The following is a 22,683-nucleotide window of genomic DNA, read 5'->3' as shown; positions in this document are numbered from 1 at the left end:
GCCAGCAGCACCAGGCTGCGGCGACCCGGGCGCGGGCTAGGGCGCGGTGCGGCTGGCGCGCTGGTCGGCATAGGCCATGAACAGGTTCAGGTTGCGGCTCTGCAGCAACGGGAACAGCCCGTTGTCGTTGAGCGTCGGCCCGTACCACTTCTGGTTGCCACCCCCGGTGCAGCCATAGGTGATCAGCTTGCCGCGCCCGTCGGTGAGGTAGCCCCCGGAAAGGTCCATGCAGCGGTTGCCGTACTTCAGTTGCGGCAGGGCGGAGAAATCCCAGGCCTGGGCGTCGACCTGGCTGTCGCAGGTGCTGAGGCCGATGTCGCCGTTGGCGGTCAGGCACTGCGTCGGCTGGGCCGCGCTATGGATGCGGCCACCGGCATCGACCCGCCATTGCTCGTCGATCGCCCCGGTGCACTGCGCCTTGGCGGCGACGTAGGGCTTCCAGGCGCCATCGACCTGTTCGATGCGCACGCAGTTGCCGTTGCTCATGGTCAGCGGCTGGGCCGGCGGCAGCAGCGGAGTGGCGTCGAGTTGCAGGGTGGCCAGCAGGGTGTCGAGCGCCTTGGCGGCCTCGGCGTCGCTGGCCAGGCGGCTGCCGTAGGCATCCAGCCAGCGGTTCAGGCGCTGAGCCTTCGCCTGCTGCATGTTGAGGCGCTGCAGAACCTGCTGGGCCGTACCGGAGAGCCCGTCGGGGCGGTCGCTGTAGCTGTCGAAGAGCACGCGCGCCTCGCCCTTGAGGGTCGGCACCGCCTGCCCGGCGAGGGCGGCGAGGGCACTGTCCAGCTTCGGCAGTTCCACCTCGCGCAGCGCGTCGAAGCGTGCGTCACGACCGACGATAACGGCGGGCGCCATCGCCGGCAGCCCCTGGGGAATGATCAGGCTGGCCAGCTCGGTGGTGGCGGCGCCGGCCGTGTCGCGGCATTGCAGGGCCGCCGCGACGGGCCGTTCGGCCTGGGCCAGGTTGACGTGCAGCTTGTTGGCGTTGCTGCCCAGGCGCGTGGGGGCGACGGCGATGCGCTGGGTCCTGTCGTTGGCGAAGCTGACCTCCAGCCAGCATTGCCTGCTGGTGGCGGCGGCATCGGGCGGCGGCAGGTCGTAGACCTGGCCCCAGTTGCCGCGCAGGGCCGGGTAGAGCACGGCGGCGCCGGTCTCCGGGTCGTAGCCGCCGAGCAGGGTGATGACCGGGACGCCGAACAGACGCGGCTTGCGGTAGTTGCCGTCGGCGCTGTCGTACCAGACGTTGCTGGACTTGGGCGTCTTCGGCTGGAACACCTCCATCTTGCGGCTGGTGGCGTCCCACTTGCGGTAGCCGGTGGGGGAGTCGGGGGCCCAGACGGCGCGGTTCAGCGCCGGCTGGATCTTCTGCCGCGTGCTGTAGCCGGTGTAGTGGGTGTAGCGCGACAGGCCGCTGGCGAAGTTGCCGCCGGCCATGGCGTCGGTGGCGAAGCTGTAGGCATCGGCATAGATCGGCATGCCGTTGAGGCCGCCGGTCTTGGCGCGGGTCCAGTGCAGGTTGGCGCGCATGCGCTTGCGGTAGGCGATGTAGCCCCAGCCGCTGTCGTGGTGATGCCCGGACCAGAAGTAGTTGTCGCCGCTCTGCCCCGGGTAGTGGCCCAGGCCGTAGTGGTGGCCGATCTCGTGGCTGAATTCGTTCCCCACCGAGTCGATCAGGGTGAGGATGCCGTTGCCGCCGCTGAGGCCATGGTTGACGGTGCCGTTGCTGTAGAGGCCACGGGCGTGGTGGATGACCGCCGAGTTGGTCAGCTGCGGTTGCTCCTGGCTGGCCATGCCGGCGCTGGTGATGCCCCAGTTGGCCAGGTTGATGCCGGTGCTGAAGGTGGACTTGGCGGTGTTCTCGCGCATGTCGCCGCTGTAGACGTCGCCGGTGGTGGCGCTGACCTGGCCGAGGTCGGCGTCGTAGATCGTGCCGTTGGCCACCATCACCTTGCGCAGCAGCACGTCCTCGTACTGGCTGGCCACCATGCGGGCGATGGGCACGGTCTGGAAGTAGTCGGTGGCGGCCTGGGCCGGCTGGCTGTTGAACCAGTGCTGGCCGCCCGGGACCTCGGGGGTCAGCATGCCGATGCGGATGGCCTGGACCAGCAGCTCGGCGGGCGGGGCGAAGTCGAAGGCTTCGGCGGCGCGCTGGCCGCTGCGGCCCCGGTCGTCGCTGAGCTGCAGGCTCATGCCGGGCACCACCCAGTCCCAGGGCAGCACGGCGGACCAGGCGCGGCGCGAATACACCACGTCGGGGCGGGCGTCGCTGCCGGTGCGGTCGGCACGGTAGAGCTCGTCGGGGTGGCGCAGGGCGAACTCGCCCTTGAGGGCGCCGTCCACCAGCACCTGCACGCGCAGGGATGTGGGCAGGGGCTGGTCCGGGGCGGGGGTGACCAGCAGCAGGGCTTCGCGCTCGCTGGTCAGGCGCGGCATGTTCTTCGCTTCGTTGCCTTGCGGGTCCACCGAGTGGCTCTGCACGAACTGCAGCATGGCGGCGAGGGTGCCGCTGAGGTCGTTGCGCACCGGGCGCGGCTGGCCGTCGGCGGTCTGGTCGTAAAAGCCGAGGGCGTTCACTTCGTCGACCACCGCGGCATCCGGCTCGGGGAAGCGCTCGCCCGGCGGGGTCACCGGCGGTTCGGTGGGCGGGGTCACCGGCGGCGTGACCGGTATTTCGGGGGGCGCGGTCTCGTCCGGCGGCGTGCCCGGCTGGGCGGGCGGCGTGGTGACGCTGCCGGACCCGCCGGTGCCGGGGCTTGGGCTGCTGCCCCCGCCACCTCCGCCGCCACCCAGATCGAGGCAGCCGGCCAGGCTCAGCAACCCGGAGATAAGAACGATCTTGCGCAACATGGTCCCTCGCTTGTTCACAGTTCGGCGTTGTTGTGGTTGTTCCGTGTGTCCGTTACAGCGCTGTCACCTGGCCTCGGTGGCTGGGCAGGGTGGCAGGCAGGTTGTGCAGGGCGCGCTCGGCCAGGTCCGCCTGGGGGTAGTCGCCGTAGAACATGCGGTACCAGTCGCGGCCATCGCGTTGTGAGCGCTGGATGCGCAGGGGCTCCCCGGGGTGGCGGGCCATCAGCGCGCGCATGTACTGCTCGTTGCTGCCTTCGATCAGGTTGATGCTGTAGCGCTGCGCCACCCTGGGGGCGGCAGGCGGCGGGCTGGCCTTGGGGGCGGCTGGGGTGGCGCTGGCCTGGGTGCTGGCGTGCAGGGGCGCCTGCGCCGGGGCCGCAAAGGGACGCGCGACGGTGGCCGGCTCAGGCTTTGCCGGGGGCGGCGGGGTGGCTCGCGCCGGGGCTTGCGGTGCCGTCTGCTGGAACAGCTGCACCGGGTCCTGCGGCAGGGCACGCTGGGTGTCCTTGGCGGCGGTCAGGTGGCGCATGTCCTGGTACTTCTCCTGGCTCAGGTCGGCCAGGCGTGTGCCGTCACGCACCACCCTGGGCCGCAGGAAGACCATGAGGTTGCGCTTGACGTTGACGTCCTTGCTGGAGCGGAACAGGCCGCCGACCAGCGGGACGTCGCCCAGCAGCGGCACCTTGCTCTCGCTGCGCGTCACGTCGTCCTGGATCAGGCCGCCGAGCACGATGACCTGGCCGTTGTCGGCCAGCACGGTGCTCTTGATCATGCGTTTGTTGGTGACCAGGTCGACCGCTCGCGAGGCCGCTCCGGTGCTGGGGGCGATGGAGGAGATCTCCTGCTCGATCACCAGGCGCAGGGTGCCGCCTTCGTTGATGTGCGGGGTGACCTTGAGGGTGACGCCGACATCCTTGCGCTCGATGGTGGTGAAGGGGTTGTTGGCCCCGGCCGCATCGGTGGTGTAGGAGCCGGTCTGGAAGGGCACGTTCTGGCCGACGAGGATCTCGGCCTGCTGGTTGTCGAGGGTGAGCAGGCTGGGGGTGGACAGCAGGTTGCTGTGGCCGCTGGCCGACAGCGCGGTGATCAGGGCGCCGAAGTTGTCGTTGCCGATGCCGACGATGGCGCCGTCGGGCAGGTTGACCGGGGTCTTGGCTTCGATGGCGCCGAGCAGGGTGCCCACCGACAACCCGGTGTTGCTGAAGTTGGTGCCGCCGATGGGGCCGCTGTCGGAACGGCCGTCGATGGCCCACTGCACGCCGAGCGCTTCGCTGACGTCGCCGGACATCTCGACGATGGCGGCTTCCACCAGGACCTGGGCCCGGGGCACGTCGAGCTGCTGCACCAGCTCCTCCAGCTGGCTGACCATGTCGGGCTCGGCCATGAGGATGAGGGCGTTGAGCCCTTCGTCGGCGCGGATCAGCACCGGCGCCTGGGTGGTGGTGGGCGAGGTGGCGCCGCGCAGCTGCTCGGACAGGTCGCTGAGGGTCTTGGCCAGGTCCTTGGCATCGCCGTGGCGCAGGCGCACCACCCGGGTGTTGGCGGAGCGCACGGGCGCCGTGTCCAGCTGGCGGGCCATCTTCAGCAGGCGCTCGCGGGCTTCGGGCGGGCCCAGCAGCAGCAGGCGGTTGGTGCGCGGGTCGGCGATCACCTGGGCGTTGCCGTTGCCGACGGCCTGACCCCGGCGCAGGCTTTCCTGGAGCATGGCGGCCACGTCCTTGGCCCAGGCGTGCTGCATGTCGTAGAACACGCTGTCGTCGGCGCCGGCCCGGTCGAGCTGGGTGATCAGGGTGATCAGCCGCTCGATGTTGGCGCGCTTGTCGCTGACGATCAGGGCGTTGCTGGAGGGGATGGCCGCCAGGTGGCCGTTCTGCGGCACCAGCGGGCGGATCATCGGCAGCAGCTCGTTGACCGGGGTCTGCTGCACCTGGATCAGGCGTGTCTCGAAGGTTTCCGGCCCGCTGCCGAGGGGGCTGTTGGCGACGCTGCGGCCTTCGATGTCGGGCACGATGCGCGCCTGGTTGCCCTGGGCGATCACGCTGTAGCCGTGGGTGCTCATCACCGAGAGGAACAGCTGGTAGACCTCGCTGAGGGTCAGCGGTGATTCGGAGATGACGGTGACCCGGCCCTTGACGCGCGGGTCGAGCACCAGCGTCTGGCCGCTGATGCCGGCCACCAGTTCGGTGAAGTCCTGGATGTCGGCATCGCGCATGTTGATGGTCCAACGCTCTTCGCTGCCGTCAGCGGACGGTTGCGCCATTGCCAGGGGGCAGAGCAGCAGGACGATCCAGGCGACATGACGGAGCCTGGTGCGCAGCGTCAGCAGCAGGTAGCGCGCCACCAGGCGCAGTGACGGGAATACGGGTGTGGCACGAGGCATCTGGAAAGCTCGACAGACATCCGCGCATCCATGCGCCTTGCTGGTTTTCTCTGGAGGGCCCTACCCGGGGCCGAAGGACTGGCGAGAATAAGTAAAGTTGCACGCATGTACTAAAAATCCGCTTGCAACTGTGGGCGGTTTCACACTGTTTATCCTGACCATTCGGTCATGGGCGACTGGTTGGCAGATTCAGGAAAATCCCGGGCGTTGCCCTGCGATGACGCCCTGTTTCCTGATGGATCAACCCGCCCTGCAGCGACGCTGGCGCTGATCCGCGCCCATGAAAAAGCCCGGCGCGGGGGCCGGGCTTCTTCATGGAGCGGGGAGGCTTACTTCACTTCCACCGCCAGGCTTTCGGCGATCTTCCTGTTCCAGATCGCAGGGCCTGTGATGTGCACCGACTCGCCCTTGGTGTCGACCGCGACGGTCACGGGCATGTCCTTCACTTCGAACTCGTAGATCGCTTCCATGCCCAGTTCGGCGAAGGCCAGGACCTTGGACTTCTTGATCGCCTGGGCCACCAGGTAGGCGGCGCCGCCGACGGCCATCAGGTACACGGCCTTGTTGTCCTTGATCGCGTCGATGGCGATGGGGCCGCGCTCGGACTTGCCGATCATGCCCAGCAGGCCGGTCTGCTCGAGGATCTGGCGGGTGAACTTGTCCATGCGGGTGGCGGTGGTGGGGCCTGCCGGGCCGACCACTTCGTCACCGACCGGATCGACCGGGCCGACGTAATAGATGAAGCGACCCTTGAGGTCCACCGGCAGCTGTTCGCCCTTGTTGAGCATGTCGACCATGCGCTTGTGCGCGGCGTCGCGGCCGGTGAGCATCTTGCCGTTGAGCAGGACGGTCTCGCCCGGCTTCCAGCTCTGCACGTCTTCCGGGGTCAGGGTGTCGAGGTCGACGCGGCGCGCGGAGGGGCCGGCTTCCCAGACGATCTCCGGGTAGGCGTCCAGCGGCGGCGCTTCCAGTTCGGCCGGGCCGGAGCCGTCGAGCACGAAGTGGGCGTGACGGGTGGCGGCGCAGTTGGGGATCATGCACACCGGCAGGGAGGCGGCGTGGGTCGGGTAATCCATGATCTTCACGTCGAGCACGGTGGTCAGGCCGCCCAGGCCCTGGGCGCCGATGCCCAGCTGGTTGACCTTCTCGAACAGCTCCAGGCGCATCTCCTCGATCCTGTTCTGCGGGCCACGGGCCTTCAGCTCATGGATGTCGATGGACTCCATCAGCACTTCCTTGGCCATCACCGCGGCTTTCTCGGCGGTACCGCCGATGCCGATGCCGAGCATGCCCGGCGGGCACCAGCCGGCGCCCATGGTGGGGACGGTCTTGAGCACCCAGTCGACGATGGAGTCGGAGGGGTTGAGCATCGCCATCTTCGACTTGTTCTCGGAGCCGCCGCCCTTGGCCGCGACGTCCACTTCCACGGTGTTGCCGGGGACGATGGAGTAGTGGATGACCGCCGGGGTGTTGTCCTTGGTGTTCTTACGGGCGCCCGCCGGGTCGGCCAGGATGGAGGCGCGCAGCACGTTCTCCGGCAGGTTGTAGGCGCGACGCACCCCTTCGTTGATCATGTCGTCGACGCTCATGGTGGCGCCATCCCAGCGCACGTCCATGCCGACACGCACGAAAACGGTGACGATGCCGGTGTCCTGGCAGATCGGGCGGTGACCGGTGGCGCACATGCGCGAGTTGATCAGGATCTGCGCCATCGAGTCGCGCGCGGCGGGCGACTCCTCGCGCAGGTATGCCTCGTGCATGGCCTGGATGAAGTCGACGGGGTGGTAATAGGAAATGAACTGCAGTGCGTCGGCGACGCTCTGTATCAGGTCGTCCTGCTTGATCACGGTCATGGGGCGCGCTCCTCTTGAATTCGGGAACATCGGGAAGCGCCGGACCACGACCCGGCGCGCATTGGATTGGGGGTGAAAATGGCGCGGAAGTATACCGCGTGCTCAAGCGCGGGCACACCCGCCGACAGTCGACCTTGGTCGCTGACCGCCCCTCACGCGTCCCCTAGGTTTTTTGTGATCACGGGCGTAGAGTGGCGGCATGGTGCCACTACGGGATGGAGCCCATGAGCACAGCGAGTCAACGGGTCACCCATCGTGCGTTGCAAAGCCTGCTGCTGAAACGCTTCGGCATGGCCGCTTGCACCTATGCGCTGGCGCTCTGCCTGTTCTGGATAGCCGTCCTGGGGGATCTGTACCAGGCCTCCTTCGCCAGCGCACTGGTCGCCTGCGGGCTGATCGTGCTCTCGCAACTGGCCTTCCTGTTCATTTTCCTCAGCGGCCGCAACCTGGCCTTTCGCGATCCCAGCCTGACCGAGGCGCAGGTCCTGGTGGCCCTCGCCTGGCATACCTTGCTGCTGTCCGACCTGGAGGGCGCCCGGGGCGCACTCCTGGTGGTCTATGTGCTGATCATGCTGTTCGGCGTGTTCCAGCTGCAGCCGCGGGTTTTCGTACGGTGCTCGGCCATCGGCTTCTTCGCCTTCACCGGGCTGAACCTGTGGGAGGCGTACCAGATGCGCCTCGCCGAACCGGCCCTGGCGGTGCTGCAGGTGTGCGCGCTGTTCGTGGTGCTGGGCTGGCTGGCGCTGTTCGCCAGCTACGTGCAGGCCCTGCGCCAGCGCATGCGCCAGCGGCGCTTCGCCCTGCAGGCGCACCAGGACACGCTGCGCGGCATGATGCGCCAGCTCGAAGACCTGGTCGCCACCGACGAGCTGACCGGGCTGTTCAACCGCCGTCACTTCCTGCGCCTGGCCACCCGTGAGCTGGAAGCCCTGGCGCCCGGCCGCCAGCACGGCCTGGCGCTGATCGACCTCGACCACTTCAAGCGCATCAACGACATCCACGGCCATGCCGCCGGCGACCGCGTGCTGCAGACCTTCGCCGCCGTGGCGCGGGCCTGCCTGCGCGATGGCGACATCCTGGCGCGCTACGGGGGGGAGGAGTTCGTCCTGCTGTTGCCCAACTGCGATGCCGATCGCCTCACCGCCTGCTGCGAGCGCCTGCGCGAGGCCTTCGCCTCCGCCGATCCGGTGGGTGTCGAGGTGGACGGGCTGAGCCTGTCGGCCGGCATGACGCTGCTGGCGGTGAGCGACGAACTCGATGATGCGCTGCAGCGCGCCGATCAGGCACTCTATCGGGCCAAACGTGGCGGGCGGAACCGCTGCGATGCCGCCTGGGAGGAGCAGGGTGCCTGAAATCGAGGTCGCGGGAAGACGCTGGACCGTACCACCGTCCAGCAACCTGCTGGACCAGCTCAACGCCGCAGGATGCAAGATCCCCTTCAGTTGCCGGGCCGGCAGTTGCCATGCCTGCCTGGTGCGCTGCCTGGCCGGCGAGCCGCTCGACGCGCGGCCCGAGGCGCTCGACCCCGAGCGCCGCGCCGAAGGCTGGCGCCTGGCCTGCCAGTGCCGGGTGGTGACGGACCTGGTGGTGGAGGCGTTCGACCCGCAGCGTGATGGCCTGCCGGCCGAGGTGGTGGCGCTGGACTGGCTGGGCGAGGTCGCGCGCCTGCGCCTGCGGCCCCAGCGCCCCGTGCGCTACAGCCCCGGGCAGCACCTGCTGCTGTGGAACGCCGAGGGGGTCGCCCGGCCCTATTCGCTGGCCAGCGTGCCGGGCGAGGAGCCCTGGCTGGAGTTCCACATCGACTGCCGCCAGCCCGGCGCCTTCGCCGATGCGCTGCGGCCGTTGCAGGTCGGCGCCACCCTGCGCCTGGGCGAGCTGCGCGGTGGCGCGCTGCACTACGACCCGGACTGGGATGGCCGGCCACTGCTGATCCTCGCTGCGGGCACCGGCCTGGCGCCGCTCTGGGGCATCCTCCGCGAGGCCTTGCGCCAGCATCACCAGGGCGCGATCCGCCTCATTCACCTGGCCCATGACCCGGCCGGGCATTACCTCGCCGAACCCCTGCGGGCGTTGGCCGGGCGCCACGACAACCTGCGGGTCGAGCTGGCCACCACGGCGCAGCTGCAAGGTGTTTTGGCCGATCTCCGGCTTGTTTCGCGCCAGACCGTCGCCTTACTCTGCGGCAGCCCCGCCAGCGTCGAAGACTTCGCGCGCCGCCTCTATCTGGCCGGTTTGCCGCGCAATCAACTGCTGGCCGACGTATTCCTGAGCCGCTCCTTCTGAGGCGGCCACCGCCGAGGAGCCACCATGAGCGAGCACATCCACCTGGAACGTGACCAGGGCCTGCTGACCCTCCGCATGCAGCGTGCGGACAAGATGAACGCCCTGACCCGCGCCATGTACGGCGCCATGGCCGATGCCCTGGACGCGGCTGGCGAAGATCGCAGTGTGCGCGCGGTGCTGATCACCGGCAGCGAGACCTGCTTCACCAGCGGCAACGATGTCGCCGATTTCATCCAGGCACCGCCCTCGGGGCTGGACAGCGAAGTGTTCCGCTTCATGAAGGTGCTGTTCGATTTCGCCAAGCCGGTGGTGGCGGCGGTGAGCGGCCCGGCGGTGGGCATCGGCACCACGCTGCTGCTGCATTGCGACCTGGTCTATGTGGCCCGCGACGCCAAGCTGAAGATGCCCTTCGTCAACCTCGGGCTGTGCCCGGAGTTCGGTTCCAGCCTGATCCTGCCGCGCATGCTCGGCCATGCCCGCGCCGCACAGTTGCTGCTGCTCGGCGAAGCCTTCACCGGTGAGCAGGCGGCGGCCTGGGGCATCGCCAACGAGGCGCTGGACGATGGTGCCGCGACCCTGGCCCGTGCCCGCGAGATGGCCCAGCGCTTCGAGCAGCTGGCACCTTCTGCCGTGGCGGTGAGCAAGCGCCTGATGCGCGAGCCGGGCCGCGAGGAATTGCGCCAGGTGATCATGGAGGAGGGCGAGCTGTTCGGTCAGCGCCTGCGCACCCCCGAGGCGATCGAAGCGCTCTCGGCCTTCATGCAGCGCCGCAAGCCGGATTTCTCAAGGTTCGCCTGAGGCTCGCACGCGGGTCTCGCCCGGCCCACAGCGCTCCGGCAACCGCAGGATGGGGCGGGCGGCGTTCCGCGAGCTCCGCGAAACCCATCGATAAGGCGGGTCAGGCACGCTCGACTCCGCTTGGTGGAGGTAAAAAGCGACCTCCACCCTACATGTCGGTCATGCTCTGCTCGAATGAAAAAGGCCGCTCGATGAGCGGCCTTTCCATTTACTGCGGATGCCTCACACCAGCGGGTCGCCGACGTGGAGGATCTTCATGGTGTTGGTGCCGCCGACGGTGTGATAGCTGTCGCCCTTGGTGAGGATGACCCAGTCGCCCTGCTGCACGATGCCGCGCTTGAGCAACTCGTCCACGGCGGCCTGGCTGACCTTGTCGGCCGGCAGCGCGGCCGGGTCGAAGGGCACGGTCTGCACGCCGCGGAAGAGGGCGACGCGGGCCTGGGTGGCGCGGTGGGGGGAGAAGGCGAAGATCGGCACCGAGGAGCGGATGCGCGACATGATCAGCGGGCTGTAGCCACTCTCGGTGAGGCAGATGATGGCCTTCACGCCCGGGAAGTGGTTGGCGGTGTACATGGTCGCCAGGGCCACGCTCTCGTCGCAGCGGCTGAAGGTGTGCCCCAGGCGGTGGCTGGATTTCTGGCTGGTGGGGTGCTTCTCGGCACCGACGCAGACGCGGGCCATGGCCTGCACCGCTTCCACCGGGTATTCGCCGGCGGCGCTCTCGGCGGAGAGCATCACGGCGTCCGTGTAGTCCAGCGCGGCGTTGGCTACGTCGGAGACTTCGGCGCGGGTCGGCATGGGGCTGTGGATCATCGACTCCATCATCTGGGTCGCGGTGATCACGGCTTTGTTGTAGCGACGGGCGTGCAGGATGATCTTCTTCTGGATGCCCACCAGCTCGGCGTCGCCGATCTCCACGCCCAGGTCGCCACGGGCCACCATCACGGCGTCGCTGGCGCGGATCAGGCCGTCCAGGGCTTCGTCGTCGGCCACGGCTTCGGCGCGTTCGATCTTGGCCACCAGCCAGGCGCTGCCACCGGCTTCGTCGCGCAGGCGGCGGGCCAGTTCCATGTCGGCGGCGTCACGGGGGAAGGAGACGGCCAGGTAGTCCAGGTCCATCTCGGCGGCCAGCTTGATGTCGGCCTTGTCCTTGGCGGTCAGGGCCGGGGCGGTGAGGCCGCCGCCGCGACGGTTGATGCCCTTGTGGTCGGACAGCGGGCCGCCGATCAGCACGGTGCAGTGCAGTTCATCGGCGGTGGTGGCGTCGACGCGCATGACCACGCGGCCATCGTCCAGCAGCAGTTCGTCGCCGACGCCGCAGTCCTTGATCAGGTCCGGGTAGTCGATGCCCACCACGTCCTGGTTGCCGGCGTCACGCGGGTGGGTGACGGAGAAGCGGAACTTGTCGCCGGCTTCCAGCTCGATGCGCTTGCCTTCGAACTTGGCGATACGGATCTTCGGGCCTTGCAGGTCGCCGAGCAGGGCCACGAAGCGGCCGTGCTTGGCCGCCAGCTCGCGGACCAGGCGCGCGCGCGCCTTGTGCTCGTCGGGGGTGCCGTGGGAGAAGTTCAGGCGGGCGACGTCGATACCGGCGAGGATCAGCTGTTCCAGCACCTCGGGCGAGTTGCTGGCTGGGCCGAGGGTGGCGACTATCTTGGTGCGGCGAAGGGACATGCGAAGGCTCCATTTTTCAAGCAGAGCCCGAGGCTACACCGCTGGCAACCTGTAGTCATTGTTCCTCTTCACTACCCTTTGCGGGGGTCATTGCACGCCCGGATTCAAGGCCTGGTCCAGGTGCCGCGCGGCGTTCTCGGCCTGCTCGGCATCGGGGAACTCGGCGAGCAGGCGGCGCAGGTAGCCGATGGCGCGGCCCCGGTCGGCCCGGGGGTTGGCCGGTGCGAGGTTCATCAGCGCCATCTGGTACAGCGAGCGGGCCTTGATGTCGGGCTGCACGTGGGCGTCGCCCAGGGCCAGGGAGTAGAGCTGCTCGGCTTCGTCGACGCGGTCCTTGAGCACGGCGCGGCGCGAGAGCAGGGTCATGTCCGGGTCGAGGTCGCTGCGGTAGAGGTCGAGGTTCTGGCTGGGCTTCCAGTCCGCCAGCAACTCGCGGGCGGTCTTCTGCACCGGCTCGTCGGCGCGCTGGCGGATCATCAGGATGCGTGCTTCGGCCCGCTCGGCGGCGCGGGTGCCGGGGAATTCGTTGGTGATCTGGTAGAAGCGGTTGAGCGCCTTGGTGTCGTCGCGCTGGTCGTTGTAGCGGCTCATGTAGATCAGGCCGATCTGGTAGAGCGAGATGGCGCGCACCTCGGCGCTGAACTGGTGGTCCTCGTAGCCGGTCAGGTAGAGCTTCTCGGCCTCGGCGCTGGTGCCGTCGCGGATGGCCATGGCGCTGTAGGTGAGCAGATCGCCGTCTTCCTCCACGGCCGCAGCCATGCGGTTGTTCTTCATCACCTTGTATTCCACCGCTTCGTTGGTGGTCACCTGGGCGATGAACAGAGGCGTGGTGGGGGAGCAGGCGGCGAGCAGCAGGAGGGCGCTCAGGAGGGCAGGGCGGACGGGCTGCATGGGGGCTCCGATGGCGGTGTTTCGGCGAGTCTAGCAGCGGCTCGGCCGGGGCCGCGGGGGCGTGGCGCAAGTCCCATCGGAGGATGTGCCCGGGTCTCTGCCGGATGGCGTTGCAGAAATATCCGACAGCGCCGATATACTCGCCAACGGAGGAACTACCCATGCGCACGCTGATCATCCTGGCCCTGCTCGCCGGCCTCACCGGCTGCACCCGCTGGTCACTCGACCACCACCTGAACAATGCCTACCACGCCTACGACGAGGGCGACTGCGACACGGTCATGCTCGAGCTGTCCCAGGCCGAGCGCAAGAGCCGCTCGCGGGCCTATATGCAGCCGGAGATCTCCCTGCTGCGCGGCCAGTGCCTGGAGCGCCAGAGCCTGTTCGTGGACGCCGCGCAGACCTACCACTTCATCATCGGCCGCTACCCCACCAGCGAGTACGCCTACCGCGCCCGGGCGCGGCTGGAGACCCTGGAGAAGCTGGGCCAGATCAGCGGCGCCGCGCCCGCCAAGGCCAGCCCGGCCGCGCTCTGACCGATGTTTCGACCGTCGGTCGTGGCTCGCTTGAGTGGCTTCGTGCCAGCGCTAAGCTTTGCCTTTGTTTCAGGGAGGGGTGCCATGCGTCGCCTGCTTTTGCTGGTCGTCCTGCTGCCGGGGCTGGCCAGCGCGGAGATCTATCGCTGGACCGACGCCAGTGGCAAGGTCCATTTCAGCGAGCGTCCCCAGGCCGGCGCCCAGCAGGTCCAGGTCAAGCCGCAGGTGGTGGAACGTGACGAGGCCACCCGCGAGCGCGAGCAACGCACCGAGCAGTTCTTCGATGCCCGCCGCCAGGAGCAGGCCGAGGCCCAGCGCAAGGCGGCGGACGCACGCAACCAGCGTCAACAGCAATGCGGCAAGCTGCGCAGCGATCTCGCGCGGCTTCGCGAAGGTGCCTCTTTCTACCGTCTCGACGAGAAGGGTGAGCGTCAGTACTACAGCGACGGCGAGATCGATGCCGCCCGTCGCCAATTGACCGCGGAGATCAGCCAGCACTGCGGTTAATAGTTGGTTCGAGTGCAGTAGTGAGGCCATACTGAACGGCCATCAATAGCGATTCGCCATCATGCGTAGCCAGCGCCGAATAGAACGCCATCAGTTGCCCTACTACCTGAAGGTATTCAACCGCATCACCGACAAACCCATGGGCTATCTGGGCAACGTTTCCCTCGACGGCCTGATGCTCATCAGCCAACTGCCGATGCTGGTAGGGGCCCGTTTCGACATGCGCCTGAAGATCCCGGGGCATGACGGCCAGCAGCATTTCATCGACTTCTATGCGACCTGCCAGTGGAGCCGGGAAGACGTCAACCCGGGGAACTTCGACTCTGGCTTCGCCCTGGTGGCACCGCCGCCGGAATACGTGGAGATGGTCGAGGCGCTGCGCCACTACTTCAGCTTTCGTCCCCTCGCCGCGTCGGCGTAGCCGTATCCGGCGTTAGCCGCTGCGCCTCAGGCGCGGCGGCTGGCGTTTGAATTGGTGCTGGAGGATTTGAGCTCAGCTGATTGCCGAGTTCTGCTGATGCTTTTGGTTTCGCCCACCCGGGCGAGTCCCTTTTCCAATCGTTGAAAAGGAACCAAAAAACTCGCCCCCGACATACGGGTCTGGCTGGCGCCAGACTCCCCTCGCTCCATCATCGTTCCAGGGGCACGCGCTGACGGGCCATCCCTGGCCCGACATCGCTCTCGCGACATCCATGTCGCTCAACCCCTTCCACAACGATTGCGCTCGGCCTCCTGAAAGGGGGCATTTGGCGGCTGCTCCAACATCGGCGCACGTCGGCCCAGATGTTGTGCGCATCAGTACGTAGGATGGGTAGAGCGAAGCGAAACCCATCATGGCGGCCAAGCCGCCACGTGGTTCCGGTTTCTTGCTCGGGCATTGACTCCCGTAGCCCGGGCTTCAGCCCGGGAATCAAGCATACGGGTACGGTTGTGCCCCGATGGGGTTAGAGCACGCCGGCCTTCTTCCAGGCCAGGTAGCGCCCCACCAGTTCGGGGCCGAGTTCGCCGGGGCGGCAATCCAGCACCGGGACGTCGTGGGCGGCGAGGCGCTCGTGCAGGCTGGCGCGGGCGTTGAGGTAGTCCACCGTGCCGCAGTAGGACAGCGCCTGCTCGAAGCCTTGCACCGGTTCGTGGCGCAGGGCGTCCAGCACTTCTTCGCGCAGGCTGGCGATCAGTACCCGGTGGTGGCGACCGAGGCGCTTGACCGCCGCCAGCAGCTCCTCGTCGTCCTCGTCGCGCAGGTTGGTCACCAGGACCACCAGGGCGCGGCGGCGCTGGCGGGCCAGCAGGGCGTCGATGGCGGCGCCGAAGTCGGCCGGGCGCTGGGTGCTCTCGAGGTCGTAGACGGCGTTGAGCAGTACGCTCAACTGGGCCGGGCCCTTGACCGGTGCGAGGTAGCGCTGCTGGTCGCCGGCGAAGGTGCTGAGGCCGACCGCATCGCCCTGGCGCAGGGCCACGTAGCTGAGCAGCAGGCTGGCGTTGAGGGCGTGGTCGAAGTGCGAGAGGTCGCCATCCTGGCTGCGCATGCGACGGCCGCAGTCGAGCATGAAGACGATCTGCTGGTCGCGTTCGTCCTGGTACTCGCGGGCGATGGGCGTGCGCTTGCGCGCGGTGGCCTTCCAGTCGATCTGGCGCAGGGTGTCGCCGTCGCGGAACTCACGCAGCTGGTGGAACTCCAGGCCCAGGCCACGGCGCGGGCGCTGGCGCACGCCGAGCTGGCTGAGCCAGTCGTCCACCGCCATCAGCTGGGCGCCATAGAGGCGGGCGAAGTCGGGGTAGACGCGGGTCTCGCCCGGCAGGTCGAGGTAGCGCCGCTGGCCCCACAGGCCCAGCGGGCTGGGCAGTTCCACCTCGCACAGGGGGAAGGCGAAGCGGCCGCGCTTGAGCGGGCGCACGCGATAGCCGAACTCGGTGACCTCGCCCGGGTGCAGGGCAACGGACTGGGGCAGGAACTCGGTGTCCATCCCCGCCGGCACATGGTCGTAGACCTTGAGCTGCAAGGCGCGGGTGAAGGCGTGGTGCACGCGCAGGCGCACCTCGCCCCAGCGGCCCAGGGACAGGTTGCCCGGCAACTGGCGCTCCAGCGCGGGCGAAGGCAGGCGGCGCAGCCACAGCGCATCGAGCACGGCGAGCAGGGCGAGGGCGCAGAGCAGCCCCCACCAGAGCAGGCGCAGCTGGTCCGGCAGCTTGCTGCCGAGGGCATGCAGGGTGCCCAGCACCAGCGCCACGGCCAGCAGGCCGGCGATCAGGCCGAGCAGGATGCGCGATGGTTTCATAGACGCGGCGCCGGCACCTGTTCCAGCAGCTGTTGCAGGACCTGGTCCACGGACTGGCCTTCGATATCCAGTTCCGGCGAGAGGCGCACGCGGTGGCGCAGCACGGCCAGGGCGCAGCTCTTCACGTCATCGGGCAGCACGAAGTCGCCGCCACGCAGCAGGGCGCGGGCGCGACCGCCACGGACCAGGGCGATGGAGGCGCGCGGGCCGGCACCCAGGGCCAGGCCCGGCCAGGTGCGGGTGGCTCGGGCCAGGCGCACGGCATAGTCGAGCACCTGGTCGTCCATCGGCAGCTCGCTGGCGATGCGTTGCAGGGCCTGGACGTCCTTGGCCTGCAGCAGGGTGCGCAGCGGCGCGACTTCCAGCATGTCGGCGCGGGCGGAGCGGGTCACCTGGCGGACCAGGGCGATTTCCTCCCCGGCCTCGGGGTAGTCCATGCGCAGCTTGAGCATGAAGCGGTCGAGCTCGGCTTCCGGCAGCGGGTAGGTGCCTTCCTGCTCGATGGGGTTCTGGGTGGCCATCACCAGGAAGGGCAGGGGCACCGGCAGGGCGCGGCCTTCGAGGGTCACCTGGCGCTCCTGCATCACTTCCAGCAGTGCGGCCTGGGTCTTGGCCGGGGCGCGGTTGATCTCGTCCGCCAGCAGCAGGTTGGTGAACACCGGGCCCTTGCGCAGCTTGAACTGCTCGCTCTGCATGTCGTACACGGCGTGGCCGGTGACGTCGCTGGGCATCAGGTCGGGGGTGAACTGGATGCGCGAGAACTCGCCGCCGAAGCAACGTGCCAGGGCACGCACCAGCAGGGTCTTGCCCAGGCCCGGCACGCCTTCGACCAGCACGTGGCCGGCGGCGATCAGGGCGGTGAGCACATCGTCGATGACGGCGGTCTGGCCGACCACGGCCTTCTGCAGTTCCTGGCGCAGGGCCTGGGCCAGCTGGCTGGCGCGCTGGCGCTGGCTGCTGGCGGCCGAGGGGGCGGCGGCCGGCGCGGCGGGGGCGGCGACGGGCTCGCTCGGCTGGGGGGCCGGCGCCACGGCGGGCGGGGCTTCGGGGGTGACGTCGGAAAGGTCCAGGTTCAGGCCTTCGGCTTCATCGTTGATCGGCTGATCGGGCGTCTGTTCGCTCATAGGGCATTCCTGAGGCTTTGCAGGTGGGCGACCTGGCGGGTGAATTCGGAGGCGCTGAGGCGCTGCTTGGGCAGCGGCCGCATGGCCTGGCTGATGGCGGCGGTGGGCATGCGGGTCAGGCGGCTGAGCACCTGCCACTGCTCGGCCACGCCGAGTCGTTCGAAACCGGGGTGACGGCGCCGCGCACGGCGCAGGATGTCGCGCTGCAGGCCCTGCAACAGCACGTGCTTGCCACTGCGGCGCAGGAGGAAGTCGGCGCTGGCGCGCAGGTGTTCCTCCAGCTGGCGACGCGAACGGCTGGCAGGCGCCAGTTGCGGCCCCTGGCGGCGACCGACGTGCCAGAGCACCAGGGCGATGAGCAGGGCCAGGGCCACCAGGGCCTCGGGGAAGTTGCGCCAGAGCAGTGCCGGGAGGTCGTCGCGTTCGGCCCTGTAGAGCAGCGTCACCTCGGTGTCCTGGGTCAGGTACCAGAGCAGCCAGGCGTTGTCGTGGCTGACGATGTTGCGGTTCTGCCAGATCCAGCTGTCGGTGAGCACGGTGATCAGGCCGTCGCCATGATTCATCTGCAGCATGTGGGTGGCGTTGGCGCTGTTGGCCCAGGCATGGGCGCGGTCTTCGCTGTCGTAGAGGTGGAAGCCGGTGTCGAAGTCGATGTACGCCGGCGCGTCCTCGTTCTCCAGGTAGAGCTTGGTCAGCTCGGGGTAGCGGTCTTCTTCCTCCGGCTCGGCGTCGGCCTCGGCCGGGGCTTCTTCCTCGGCCTGGGCCTGTTGCGGGTCATCCTCGGCCGCGTCGGTCTGGGCGTCCTCCTCGGTGGCGGCGTCTTCCTCGCCCTCGGTCGCCTCGCTCTGCTGGGCGTCCTCGCTGTCTTCCTCGTCGAGGTCTTCGGTCTCGAACTGCTGGATGCCGAGGCGATCCAGCAGCAGGTCGCCGCTCTCGCCTTCGTCCTCGTCGTACAGGGCTTCGGCGACGAACAGCACGTGGCCGCCGTGGGCCGCCCAGTCCAGCACGCGATCGGCCTGCCGCGGGGTCATGCGGCTGCGGTCGGCGAGCAGCAGCAGGGTATGGCCGGGGGCGGGCAGGTCGGCGAGGACCTCCAGGCCATCGGCGCGGCTGACCCTGAGCCCCTGCTTGCGCAGGAAGCTCTCGGCGGCGAGGTAGTCGTTGAAACGCGCCTCGGGCGAGGGGCCGTGGGTAAGGGTTTCCTGGTACGGCTCGATCTTGTTCAGCAGCCAGATGAGGAACAGGCCGAGCAACAGGACGATCAGGGCACCGAAGATGAAGCCGCCGCGACGGGTCATGCGCTGGCTCCCTTGGCGATCAGGCGGCGCCAGCCCTCGCAGAGGCCGCGCTTGAGGCTCTCCGGCGGCAACTGGTGGCCATAGGCGAGGTTCTGCCAGTGACGGGTGAGGACCTGGGCGAAGCGGGACAGCTCTTCACGCTGCAGGTTCTGCACCATGCGCAGCATTTCGCCTTCGGTGTGGGAGCCCTTGAGCGGCAGGCGGAAATCGTGGAGCAGGTGGCTGAGCAGCGCGCGGTAGAGCAGGCCGAGGGCCTCGCGCGGGTGCTCGGCCCAGAGCCGCTCGGCTTCGCTGGCGACGTCGTCTGGCAGGCTCTCGGGGGCGACTTCCAGGCCGAACAGCTGCAACGGCGCCTCGCGACGCCTGCGTTGGGGCAGGCCGATGCTGCCGACGAAGGTGGAGAGCCACTCGCGGTAGCGCCAGATGATCAGGGCGAGGAGGCTGATCAGCAGCCCCCAGAGCACGACCTTGATGATGAGCGCCAGCCAGGAGGTGCTGTTCCAGAGGTCGGCCAGCTTGAACAGGCCCTTGATGAAGTTGGTGAGGCTTTCCGCGTCTTCCTTGGAAAGCTCTTCCTTCTTCTTGTCCTTGGCGTCGGTGTCGGGGAAGCGCCAGCGGGTCACCGTCTCGCGGTTCTCGAAGGGGGGCTCGTCGAGCAGCTTGGCGATGCTCTCGCTGGCGGCCTGGCTGCTCAGTTCCTGGTGAGTGAGGCGCGGGGCGTCGGGGCCATTGGGGTCTTCGACCGGGAGCGGGCAGCTGCTGGCGCCTTCGGCGGCCAGCACCTGCTGGGCGGGCAGGGCGGTCGCCAGGACCACGCCCATGCCCAGCACCAAGGCGTAGGCGAGGCCGGTCAGGCGCTGGCGCAGGCGGCGGAACACCAGTTCGATGTCCCAGGCTTCGAGTGCGGTGCGGCGGTTCAGGTAGAGGGTGAAGCCGCAGGCGACGTAGACCGGTTCCCAGATCATCAGCACGAAGAAGTACAGGCTGTTGGACAGGTGCTCCATCCACACCCAGTCGCCTTCGGCCTGCTGCAGCAGTTTCTGCCAGTCCCAGTCGGCCACCACCTGCTGCGGCAGCATCAGGTAGAGGAGGGTGATCAGGCCCATCCACAGGGCGGTTTCCAGGTGCATGCCGATGACGGTGAGCCAGGTGGCGCCGCCGGCATCGCGCTGGCCGAGGACCACCAGGCGCTGGCTGCGGGCCGCGCCGGAGAGGCCTTCGAGTTGCATCACCGGCATGTCGAAGCTGCGCGTGGGGCTGAAGCGGCGCCAGGTGAGGCTGGCGATCAGCTGTGGCTTGAGCAGGCGCGGGTAGGCCTTGAGCGCCTCCTTGAGCGTCGGCGTGTCGCCGAACAGCGCGCGGGAGAGGATGTACAGCGGCAGCCGCTCGAAGGCGGGCTTGAGCAGCCAGAAGACGAACATCGCCCAGCCGGAGTAGTTCCACAGCAGCAGGCTGAGCAGGAGGAACACCGGCAGGGTGATCAGCGCCCAGCTGGCCATGAGCAGGCCCATGTGGCGCCGGGCGAGCAGCACGCCGAGGTCCATGGCTTCCCAGGCACTGCGCGGGCGGATGGCGACGCTGGCATCAGTCAGGCGCATGGCGACTCCGACCGGCGAAGCAGAAATAGCTGCCCACCAGCAGCCACAGGCCCGCGCCCACGATGTACTTCACCTTGGGCGTGGTGAAGGTCATGGACGACCAGTAGGCCTCGATGAAGGCGGCGATCAGCAGCATGAGCATGGCGCCGGCGATCAGCTTGACGCTGTGGGTGGCGGCCAGGCGCAGGGATTCGGCGCGGGTCATCCGCCCGGGGGCGAGCAGCGACCAGCCCAGCTGCAGCCCGGCGGCACCGGCGAAGGTGATGGCGGTGAGCTCGAAGGCGCCATGGCCGATGACGAAGGACCAGAAGGTCTCGCCATAGCCGACCTGGGTCAGGTGCCCGGCGACGGCGCCGATCATCAGGCCGTTGAAGAACAGGAAGAACAGGCTGCCGAGTCCGAAGAGCAGGCCGCTGGCATAGGTCTGAAAGGCGATGCCGATGTTGTTCATGATGTAGTGGCCGAACATCATCCAGTCGTCGCCGGAGTCGCGTTCGCTGGCGCCGATGCGATGGGCGTCGGGCTCGTACATGGATTCCATCTCGGCCACCTGGTCCGGCGGCACCACGCTGTAGACGAGGTCGGGGAACTGGTGCACCAGCACGCCCATCACCGCCAGGCTGACGTAGAACAGCAGGCTGGCGATGAGGATGCTGCGCCACTGCTCGCGGACCAGGCGCGGGAAACCGCCGAGGACGAAGCCGAGGATCTGCGCGCCGAGGTGGCTGCGGTGGCGGTAGAACTGCTGGTGGCCGCGCATGGCCAGTTGCTGCAGCTGGTCGATCAGGTGGCTGCTGTAGCCACGCTCCTGGGCCAGCGCCAGTTGCTGGCAGAGGTGGCGGTAGTCGGCGGCGAAGCCCTCGCAGGACTTGGCGTCGGCCTTGCCGCGCTCCAGGGCCTCGAGCTGGGCGCCGAAGCGTTCCCAGTCGGCCTGGTGGCGACGTTCGAACAGGCTCTGTTTCATGGACTTCCCAGTAGGCTCCTGGCGATGCCGTTGAGGCGGGCCTCGGCCTGTTCGGCCGGGACCTCCAGCGGCTCGGCGAGGATGCCCGCGAGCTCGGCGCGGCGACCGCTGGAGAGGCCGGCCTGGCGTTCGGCGTAGCCGAGGATGGCGCGCTGCTCGGCGAGGCTCAGGATGAAGGGCGCGCGTTGTGGCTCGGCGTCCGGCAGTTGCGGGCGCGAGGGCTTGTCCTCGCGGTACACCACCAGGGTGCCGGCGGCGAGGTCGCCGAGGCGCTTGAAGGCGGGGTGCATCAGTGTGCTGAGGATGCCCAGGGCATAGCCGAACGGCAGGATGTCGACGAAGCGCAGCAGGTTGCGCACCAGGGAGGAGGACCAGCCTACCGGCGTGCCGTCGTCGTGGACCACGCGCAGCCCCATCAGGTGCTTGCCCGGCGAGCGGCCCTGGTTGAGCACCTCGAACAGCACCATGTACCACCAGGTGACGAGGAAGGTGACGATCAGCCCCAGGCCCATGCCGAACTGCCCGAGCAGCAGGAACACCGAATACAGCACCAGCAGCAGGATGCCGCGGATCAGCAGGTCCACCGTGTAGGCGAGGGCGCGGGGCAGGAGGCTGGCGGGGCGCAGCACGAGGTCGATGCCCTCGGGCGTTTCCACCTGGTAGCGGGTGTCCAGGGGGGCGGACTGACCCTGCTCATTTCCATATGGGCTGGTGGTGCGGGACGTCGATGTCATGGGTCGACTGCGTTGGGGAAAGCACGATGCTAGCGGAGCATCACTTGGCGAGGCAACCGACCCGCCGGTGGCGGGTCGGCACTAAGCGGATCACTGCGGCGGGGGCCGCACGCCGAAGATGGTGCGGTAGAGGATGCCGACCGCGATGATGAACATCGGGAAGGTCCAGATCAGGCCGATGCCCAGCGGGATCATGCTGAGCAACATGATCAGCGACAGCACCAGCATCAGGCCGAAGACCTTGAACCAGCGCTGGGTGATGGCCTTGCGCGAGGCTTCCAGGGCTTCCCAGGGCGACAGCTTGCGCTCCATCGCCAGGGGCAGGGCGAGCATATAGGCGATGGCCAGGTAGAAGCCGGGGATGAGCAGCAGCAGGAAGCCGATGTAGATCAGCACCGCCATCAGGATATTGAGGATGAACAGCGGCACGAACAGGTTGAAGTTGCTGAACAGCTCGTTGAAGTTCAGCGGCTGGCCGGCTGCCTGGCGGATGCCCAGCAGGTAGATGCCGCCGAGAACCGTGGCGCAGAGGCCGGAGCCGATGACGCCGCCGATGAAGGAAAGCACCGTGGCGGCGAGTTCACCGGCCATGCCGCCGATGAAGCCCAGGACCAGGCCGAGCAGTGTGGCCAGGATCTGGCTGGCGACACCGTAGATGATCATGCCGCAGACGATCATGCCCTTGGAGCCCTTGACCCGCTGCCAGGACTCGCTGATCACATCGCCGATATTGAAGTCGTAGCCACGGGCCAGGGCGGCCTCGATGCTCAGTTCGCCGCTGTCGACTGTTTCGACCAGGGCGCTCTGGGGCGCGGAATAGGGGTTTTCGGGGGTGCCTTGCATGGTCGCTTCCTTGTGAGTCGGTGCAGGAGGCTCAGGCCCGGGGCGGGCATGGCGCGAGCGCGGTATTTTCTGGTTTCGGCAGG

Annotated in this window: 18 protein-coding genes; 6 read left to right on the top strand and 12 right to left on the bottom strand. The window is 68.3% G+C overall.

Translation table 11 applies throughout. The features are described 5' to 3' along the window. Positions 1–36: 36 nt before the first annotated feature. The 3 genes from ACYJSS_RS13810 to ACYJSS_RS13800 form a co-directional block, all read right to left on the bottom strand. A complete protein-coding gene (locus ACYJSS_RS13810; RefSeq protein ID WP_236204711.1) occupies positions 37–2,841 on the bottom strand; it encodes a M66 family metalloprotease in 2,805 nt (934 codons plus the stop codon). A gap of 52 nt (positions 2,842–2,893) precedes the next feature. After that, a complete protein-coding gene (gene gspD / locus ACYJSS_RS13805) occupies positions 2,894–5,221 on the bottom strand; it encodes a type II secretion system secretin GspD (protein ID WP_373875100.1) in 2,328 nt (775 codons plus the stop codon). A 329-nt stretch (positions 5,222–5,550) separates the two neighbouring features. Further along, a complete protein-coding gene (locus ACYJSS_RS13800) occupies positions 5,551–7,074 on the bottom strand; it encodes a fumarate hydratase (protein ID WP_111264574.1) in 1,524 nt (507 codons plus the stop codon). A gap of 224 nt (positions 7,075–7,298) precedes the next feature. Here ACYJSS_RS13800 and ACYJSS_RS13795 point away from each other — a divergent pair, with 224 nt between their 5' ends. The 3 genes from ACYJSS_RS13795 to ACYJSS_RS13785 are packed head-to-tail and all read left to right on the top strand — an operon-like array spanning position 7,299 to position 10,155. Continuing rightward, a complete protein-coding gene (locus ACYJSS_RS13795) occupies positions 7,299–8,426 on the top strand; it encodes a GGDEF domain-containing protein (RefSeq protein WP_111264573.1) in 1,128 nt (375 codons plus the stop codon). Further along, positions 8,419–9,357, top strand: a complete 939-nt coding sequence (locus ACYJSS_RS13790; protein ID WP_236204709.1) for an iron-sulfur-binding ferredoxin reductase — start codon at positions 8,419–8,421, stop codon at positions 9,355–9,357. Before ACYJSS_RS13795 ends, ACYJSS_RS13790 begins: the two co-directional genes overlap by 8 nt. A gap of 24 nt (positions 9,358–9,381) precedes the next feature. After that, a complete protein-coding gene (locus ACYJSS_RS13785; protein WP_236204708.1) occupies positions 9,382–10,155 on the top strand; it encodes an enoyl-CoA hydratase in 774 nt (257 codons plus the stop codon). A gap of 222 nt (positions 10,156–10,377) precedes the next feature. Here ACYJSS_RS13785 and pyk read toward each other — a convergent pair whose 3' ends face one another. Continuing rightward, positions 10,378–11,829: a pyruvate kinase gene (gene pyk / locus ACYJSS_RS13780; RefSeq protein ID WP_111264570.1), complete on the bottom strand. Its 1,452-nt coding sequence runs from the start codon at positions 11,827–11,829 to the stop codon at positions 10,378–10,380. 87 nt (positions 11,830–11,916) lie between these two features. Then, positions 11,917–12,720 (bottom strand): outer membrane assembly lipoprotein YfiO, encoded by an 804-nt coding sequence (locus ACYJSS_RS13775; protein ID WP_111264569.1) that lies wholly within the window; start codon positions 12,718–12,720, stop codon positions 11,917–11,919. A gap of 161 nt (positions 12,721–12,881) precedes the next feature. On the opposite strand from ACYJSS_RS13775, the gene ACYJSS_RS13770 reads away from it, so the two are divergent. From ACYJSS_RS13770 to ACYJSS_RS13760, 3 genes are all read left to right on the top strand, one after another. After that, positions 12,882–13,256, top strand: a complete 375-nt coding sequence (locus tag ACYJSS_RS13770) for a tetratricopeptide repeat protein (RefSeq protein WP_111264568.1) — start codon at positions 12,882–12,884, stop codon at positions 13,254–13,256. Positions 13,257–13,340: 84 nt separating this feature from the next. Then, a complete protein-coding gene (locus tag ACYJSS_RS13765; RefSeq protein ID WP_111264567.1) occupies positions 13,341–13,763 on the top strand; it encodes a DUF4124 domain-containing protein in 423 nt (140 codons plus the stop codon). 61 nt (positions 13,764–13,824) lie between these two features. After that, positions 13,825–14,184, top strand: coding sequence for a PilZ domain-containing protein (locus ACYJSS_RS13760; RefSeq protein ID WP_111264566.1), 360 nt, complete (start codon positions 13,825–13,827; stop codon positions 14,182–14,184). 523 nt (positions 14,185–14,707) lie between these two features. Here the strand turns inward: ACYJSS_RS13760 and ACYJSS_RS13755 are convergent. The 7 genes from ACYJSS_RS13755 to ACYJSS_RS13725 form a co-directional block, all read right to left on the bottom strand. Continuing rightward, a complete protein-coding gene (locus ACYJSS_RS13755) occupies positions 14,708–16,039 on the bottom strand; it encodes a DUF58 domain-containing protein (RefSeq protein ID WP_111264565.1) in 1,332 nt (443 codons plus the stop codon). Continuing rightward, a complete protein-coding gene (locus ACYJSS_RS13750) occupies positions 16,036–17,163 on the bottom strand; it encodes an AAA family ATPase (RefSeq protein WP_236204707.1) in 1,128 nt (375 codons plus the stop codon). The genes ACYJSS_RS13755 and ACYJSS_RS13750 overlap by 4 nt, the downstream gene beginning before the upstream one ends. Next, positions 17,160–18,461 carry a DUF4350 domain-containing protein gene (locus tag ACYJSS_RS13745; RefSeq protein WP_111263373.1) on the bottom strand — a complete coding sequence of 434 codons (1,302 nt, stop codon included), beginning with the start codon at positions 18,459–18,461 and terminating at the stop codon, positions 17,160–17,162. The genes ACYJSS_RS13750 and ACYJSS_RS13745 overlap by 4 nt, the downstream gene beginning before the upstream one ends. Further along, positions 18,458–20,059 carry a DUF4129 domain-containing protein gene (locus tag ACYJSS_RS13740; RefSeq protein ID WP_236204706.1) on the bottom strand — a complete coding sequence of 534 codons (1,602 nt, stop codon included), beginning with the start codon at positions 20,057–20,059 and terminating at the stop codon, positions 18,458–18,460. The genes ACYJSS_RS13745 and ACYJSS_RS13740 overlap by 4 nt, the downstream gene beginning before the upstream one ends. Further along, positions 20,046–21,023, bottom strand: a complete 978-nt coding sequence (locus tag ACYJSS_RS13735; protein WP_111263375.1) for a stage II sporulation protein M — start codon at positions 21,021–21,023, stop codon at positions 20,046–20,048. Before ACYJSS_RS13735 ends, ACYJSS_RS13740 begins: the two co-directional genes overlap by 14 nt. Continuing rightward, positions 21,020–21,757: an RDD family protein gene (locus tag ACYJSS_RS13730; RefSeq protein WP_111263376.1), complete on the bottom strand. Its 738-nt coding sequence runs from the start codon at positions 21,755–21,757 to the stop codon at positions 21,020–21,022. The genes ACYJSS_RS13735 and ACYJSS_RS13730 overlap by 4 nt, the downstream gene beginning before the upstream one ends. A gap of 90 nt (positions 21,758–21,847) precedes the next feature. Further along, positions 21,848–22,600: a hypothetical protein gene (locus ACYJSS_RS13725; RefSeq protein WP_236204705.1), complete on the bottom strand. Its 753-nt coding sequence runs from the start codon at positions 22,598–22,600 to the stop codon at positions 21,848–21,850. Between the last annotated feature and the right edge of the window lie 83 nt (positions 22,601–22,683).

The organism is Pseudomonas sp. No.21, assembly GCF_054558415.1.
The sequence above is the reverse complement of the archived record's forward strand: the minus strand, read 5'-3'. Positions and strand labels throughout refer to the sequence as shown.